This window comes from Photorhabdus sp. CRCIA-P01, from assembly GCF_003545805.1.
Lineage (GTDB): Bacteria > Pseudomonadota > Gammaproteobacteria > Enterobacterales > Enterobacteriaceae > Photorhabdus > Photorhabdus antumapuensis.
Genome location: NZ_NMQR01000104.1, coordinates 1 through 4,446, shown reverse-complemented (window position 1 = coordinate 4,446; position 4,446 = coordinate 1). Strand labels below are relative to the sequence as shown.

At 43.0% G+C, this 4,446-nt stretch carries 4 protein-coding genes and 2 pseudogenes; 1 reads left to right on the top strand and 5 read right to left on the bottom strand.

The window, feature by feature from the left end; all coding sequences use genetic code 11:
• The 5 genes and pseudogenes from D3222_RS26910 to D3222_RS23580 all read right to left on the bottom strand — a co-directional run.
• Positions 1–88, bottom strand: a pseudogene (locus tag D3222_RS26910) (ATP-dependent helicase C-terminal domain-containing protein); the annotation flags it as partial.
• Between the two features lie 332 nt (positions 89–420).
• The gene (locus D3222_RS23595) at positions 421–1,482 is read right to left on the bottom strand and encodes a Replication protein (RefSeq protein WP_339367458.1); all 1,062 of its coding nucleotides are present in this window, start codon (positions 1,480–1,482) and stop codon (positions 421–423) included.
• 378 nt (positions 1,483–1,860) lie between these two features.
• Positions 1,861–2,070, bottom strand: a complete 210-nt coding sequence (locus D3222_RS23590; protein ID WP_118988249.1) for a type II toxin-antitoxin system Phd/YefM family antitoxin — start codon at positions 2,068–2,070, stop codon at positions 1,861–1,863.
• Positions 2,071–2,204: 134 nt separating this feature from the next.
• Positions 2,205–2,609 (bottom strand): hypothetical protein, encoded by a 405-nt coding sequence (locus D3222_RS23585; protein WP_118988248.1) that lies wholly within the window; start codon positions 2,607–2,609, stop codon positions 2,205–2,207.
• A gap of 219 nt (positions 2,610–2,828) precedes the next feature.
• Positions 2,829–2,954 (bottom strand): annotated as a pseudogene (locus D3222_RS23580) (IS630 family transposase); the annotation flags it as partial.
• A gap of 200 nt (positions 2,955–3,154) precedes the next feature.
• Here D3222_RS23580 and D3222_RS23575 point away from each other — a divergent pair.
• Complete coding sequence (locus tag D3222_RS23575) at positions 3,155–3,628, top strand: hypothetical protein (RefSeq protein WP_232832654.1); 474 nt, start codon at positions 3,155–3,157, stop codon at positions 3,626–3,628.
• Positions 3,629–4,446 lie beyond the last annotated feature (818 nt).

Below are 4,446 nucleotides of genomic sequence, written 5' to 3'. Positions count from 1 at the left end.
GCCGAGTGGGTGTCGTATTTGCCGGATCATCCGGCCATAGATGTTTTGGATAGCGCCCCTTCATCTCTTTTTGCACTTCCCGATATGCCCGAACGGAGTGAGGGAGGGTAATTCGAGAGCGAAACGAAGTTCGCTCGAATTTTACTCCCTTTTTAAAGGGCTTATTTTGTTCAGAAATAACGTTCGAAGTTAACTAAAATTGATGAGTATATTACGAAGTTAATTTGATATTATGGAAAGCCTCGGTGAAAACTGTATCTTTATTGTCCTTTTTTGGTCGTTTTACTATTATTGAATTCCGCGCGAACGTTTTACATAGTAGCAATTGTGTCTGTTGGTGAGGCTAAACCTCAGTCAAAGGAAAGAGAAACACCGCGCTAGGCACGGCAGGAGGTTGTGAAGTGAGAATAAACGTTATTGTTATATATGGACTCCTGCTCGCTCCAGTAACGTTTTATAGTAGGCTTCTGGGTCGCTATGCAACAGACCGGGGGCTTCTTTCTTGAGACTGTTCTCAAGCTGCAACACTTTGATCGGCAATATAGCACCACTGGTAGACCATTTAACAAATGCTTGATAGTAGAGGTTTTGACGCTGCTTTTTGACATTAGTGATGTTGAGGAACTGCTTTTGTGACTCATCCAGCACCCAATCAAGGCGATTTGCGCTGTTTTCCTGCGAATTGAGCACGTTTTCGATGGATTCTGCCTTCTTCACTTTATCCTGCTGCAAGTCAGGGCTAACTACCCAACGTTTGATTTGCTTGAGTCGGTTACGTAAAGAGTGTTTGTCTTTCAGATCGATGCCAATGCTCTCAATACGCAGCAAATGGCGCTCATATTTCTTGCGCAAACTTTCCGTCATGCCGTTTTTAAGCGCCCACGTTCGGAACTGTCCCAACCACCGGCGGATCTCTTCAATAGCAATTCCGCGAGACGTGAAAAATTTCTCTGTTAACCAAATACGTAGAGGTTTATTTTGCCCAGTGTCTGTATCCTGTCCACGCAAGACAACAATATAACTCAGCTGTTCTAGCACAGATAGGGCATGGAGTGGCGAATCATAAGCTTTGCGGCCATTTTCGTAAACATGCAGCATCCCCATAGCGGCTGCTATTTTCTCAAACGGTGCAATGATTTCGAACGGGTAATCGCTGTCTGGGTTGTAATCACAATTAGCAGCCAGGGCCAGCGACAATGCTGTCAGTGCTTCACAACTCTCTGAACGTGCAGAAATGCGCATGGGCTTTGGCACATAATCAGGATCATTACGTCTGGTATAAGGAACATAACCGTTACAGCGTAGTTTAATGAGGTCATTGTTATGGTGCCAATTGTGACTACTCAGGCGCGCAACAACTTTGGCCGCCATCCCTCGCGGTACAGAACAGGTTAGTGTTGGCGTGTAACGCCGATGGATTTTTGGTTTCCCTCTACGCAGAGCATTGGACTCACCGCGTCGAGAACGTTTGACTTCAATCACCACATCCTGCACTTATGGCAGAATAGTATTGATCTTGATTGTACATGCGTTATAATCCTTTACAGGCCAGCGCCTGCTTTTACGATCCCCTGAATATCTGATATCTTCGGCCAAGTTGATTAGCAGATTTCAGGGGGTTTTTGCATTCAGGGGTTAGGCTTTTGCTTGTTCCCCATCCTTGGACGCTATTTCCGGGAACGTCCCACCCACATGAATTTGTAAACCAGCGTAATTTAGCACGATCAATCAAGTGGATCAATTCAGCCGTGCTACTGCTCTATCGCTAACTCCTTGTTTTAACACTATTAGTATCACCTTTCATAAGGTTCACTATTCATAAACATAATGAAAAGATCGACTAAAGATCCTTTGCTTCAATCAGTTATCATCATCGCTGAGTTTACCTTTTGCATTTTCTACCAGCTGTAGTAGTTCACCGTATTCCTTCGCAGGAATGCAGTAAAATGCAGGTTCATTTCGACTCATAATAGCCAGAACCTCGCCATTCCCGGCATTAACATACTCTATCGGGTTCTTTCTGAACTCCGTTACGCTTACGGCTCTGCGGCTAAGGATTGTCCGGAGCACCTAGTGATTCCTCCGCATTACAACTAGTTCCATATAGAATAGACATAAACATGTACACGATCAAGCACAGATTACATAGCACGATCGCACTCATATGCAAGACTAGGTGGATACCTAGCCTTACGTGTGGTGATTTAAGCCATTTCTGGGCCATCTACATCCCGATTACTGCTGGCTTTTGGTGCCTCGACTTTCTGCATTTCCTGAACTTTTTCTACCAACAGCTTATACAGATCGTTGCCCGTAACACCAGGATTAGCGGTTTTAATTTCGTTTTCAAGCCGCATACTAGTAGTTACCGGCTGGGTCTGTTGCCATTTCACGTACTCATACCTGTAATTCAGCTCATGAGGAACTGACATATTCTCAGTAGCCAGGAGCGCTTTCTCAATATTGGATGTGGACGGTTTCCTGACCTTTGGAGTCGGTTTAGATAAGCTGGTTGCTTCCCAGACGTTACGAACGACTTCACGTGTTGAAAAATGACCGTTTTCATCCCTGACACTAACCTGAACAGGCTTCGATTCTTTCAAATCCAAAGCAATTTCCTGACCTCTCCGGAAACCTTTTAAAACATTTTTCAGGAGAGCATAAAAAAGTGTGGGGCACTTTATTTAGTTGGATATAAAGTCATACTTATCAGGGAATCTGAGCGAGTAGAGCTATTGGTTATCCGGTCAGCACTTCATCAGAACGTGATTTGCAAGACTACCGCTTCTTGATCTCACATAATTGCCCCACAGATTTTTATGCTCTCCAGTAACACCTTCATTTAACAGCAGTAATGCGGTTAATCGGCGGGCATAGTCCTTGTCGCGAGTTTTATGGATAAGTTTTTTTATTTTTTGGCTTTCATCAGGGGGGATAGATGTTATTATTGGCATCACTCAGTCTGGGTTGTGGTTTAGGATTTTTTGCAATTGATCAGATCACAAAAATCGGACTGAGTTCCCTCCAAGTGATCTACTATTTTGAAAAGCTATTTATCAAAACCTTGATTATTATTATTATTTTATTTTTTTAAGAAAAGACAATAATTAAAACTTCTATGTAATGAATCCACATAAATTAGAGAGGAATGATTATGGCAGGACTCACAGGCAACGATATGCCGACCCCAGGAAAATTCTATGCTATTCATAAGTATGAAATAGGTCAATATCATGCTTATGCGGATGTTTTAACAGTGTATAATAAGTTTCAAGCAGCTTCGGGGGACTTGTACTTTACTCATTGGGAGACGCGCCCACTCCAAGTATTTGAGTGCGTTGAAACGCGCGGCTGGCTTGGTTTTATTTGCCGAGCCTCCCCTGCTGGTAAGCGCGGGGCTTATCTTGGCTATAACAGTAGCGATAAACTAACCTGTAAAGCTCAGCACCAGCAAGAATGGGAGGATATGAAGTTTAATCCGATTGCGTCTGGGGGGTTCGAGTGGATTATGAGAAAGGGTGAACGTATGGTATATGTTGGTTACATAGGTGGCAATGGTTTGGGAATATTAAGAGACTTTACCATACCATGGGGTTTCACTGAGGTGAAGGGCCCTGTTTACGGTTAGCCGTACTGACAACGATTACCAAGGAAAATTTACTGACTCATTACCAAAGGACTTTTATTGTATAAACATACCAGCGCCTGACTTAATTTTTCAATCTAAAATCATTGCACTGTAGCATTACGTGATGATTTTGCTTTCTCAACACGAAGGGCACTGGTATTTATTTTTTCCCGTAACTAGATGTTTCTTACCCCGTTTTGACTTAAAGAACGGTTTGTCCGATTTCGCTAACTAACTCTTTTATAAACAATATATTACATTGCTTTTTCTAATGCGAAAGCTTAACGCTCAATAGATTTAACCGATTGAATATTAAAAATATTCTTAAATAGCCAAAAATTGGGTAGCCAACTTACATCGTGAATTGCTATTTTTAGCCAGTCTATCTACGATAGCCAAATAACCTTTAACTCATCTTGGACGTATATTCATAATAGGTAATGTAAAACTCATAATTATTTGATTTTATGAATATTAGCCATTCTATTTAACCACTTATCAGTACTTATGGTTCCGTTGCTCCGTGCGCTGTGAAAAGCTGCATTTATCTTGCAGGTGAAAGTCCTGTTCCGGAAGGCATAGCCAGTGCCACCGGATAGCGAGTCTTGCGCCGTCCTGGGTAACTTGGAGGGTGAAGCGTAGATAGCGAAGCATTCGAGCCGAAACCAAAGGGTGAACGTGATACCCCCGAAATTGAACTAATTGTGGGAGCCGACAGGTTGGAGCACCTGGCAGGCAACAGGTTACCGGAGGCCATACTGGCAAATTGCCAAAGGAAACCAACCACCGGGGGCGCAGGCGTCAGCGAGTTTGCAGAG

What these genes read in the sequence shown, in the direction of transcription:
- D3222_RS23575 (WP_232832654.1), top strand. Translation starts at nt 3,155, where the DNA reads ATGGCAGGACTCACAGGCAACGATATGCCGACCCCAGGAAAATTCTAT.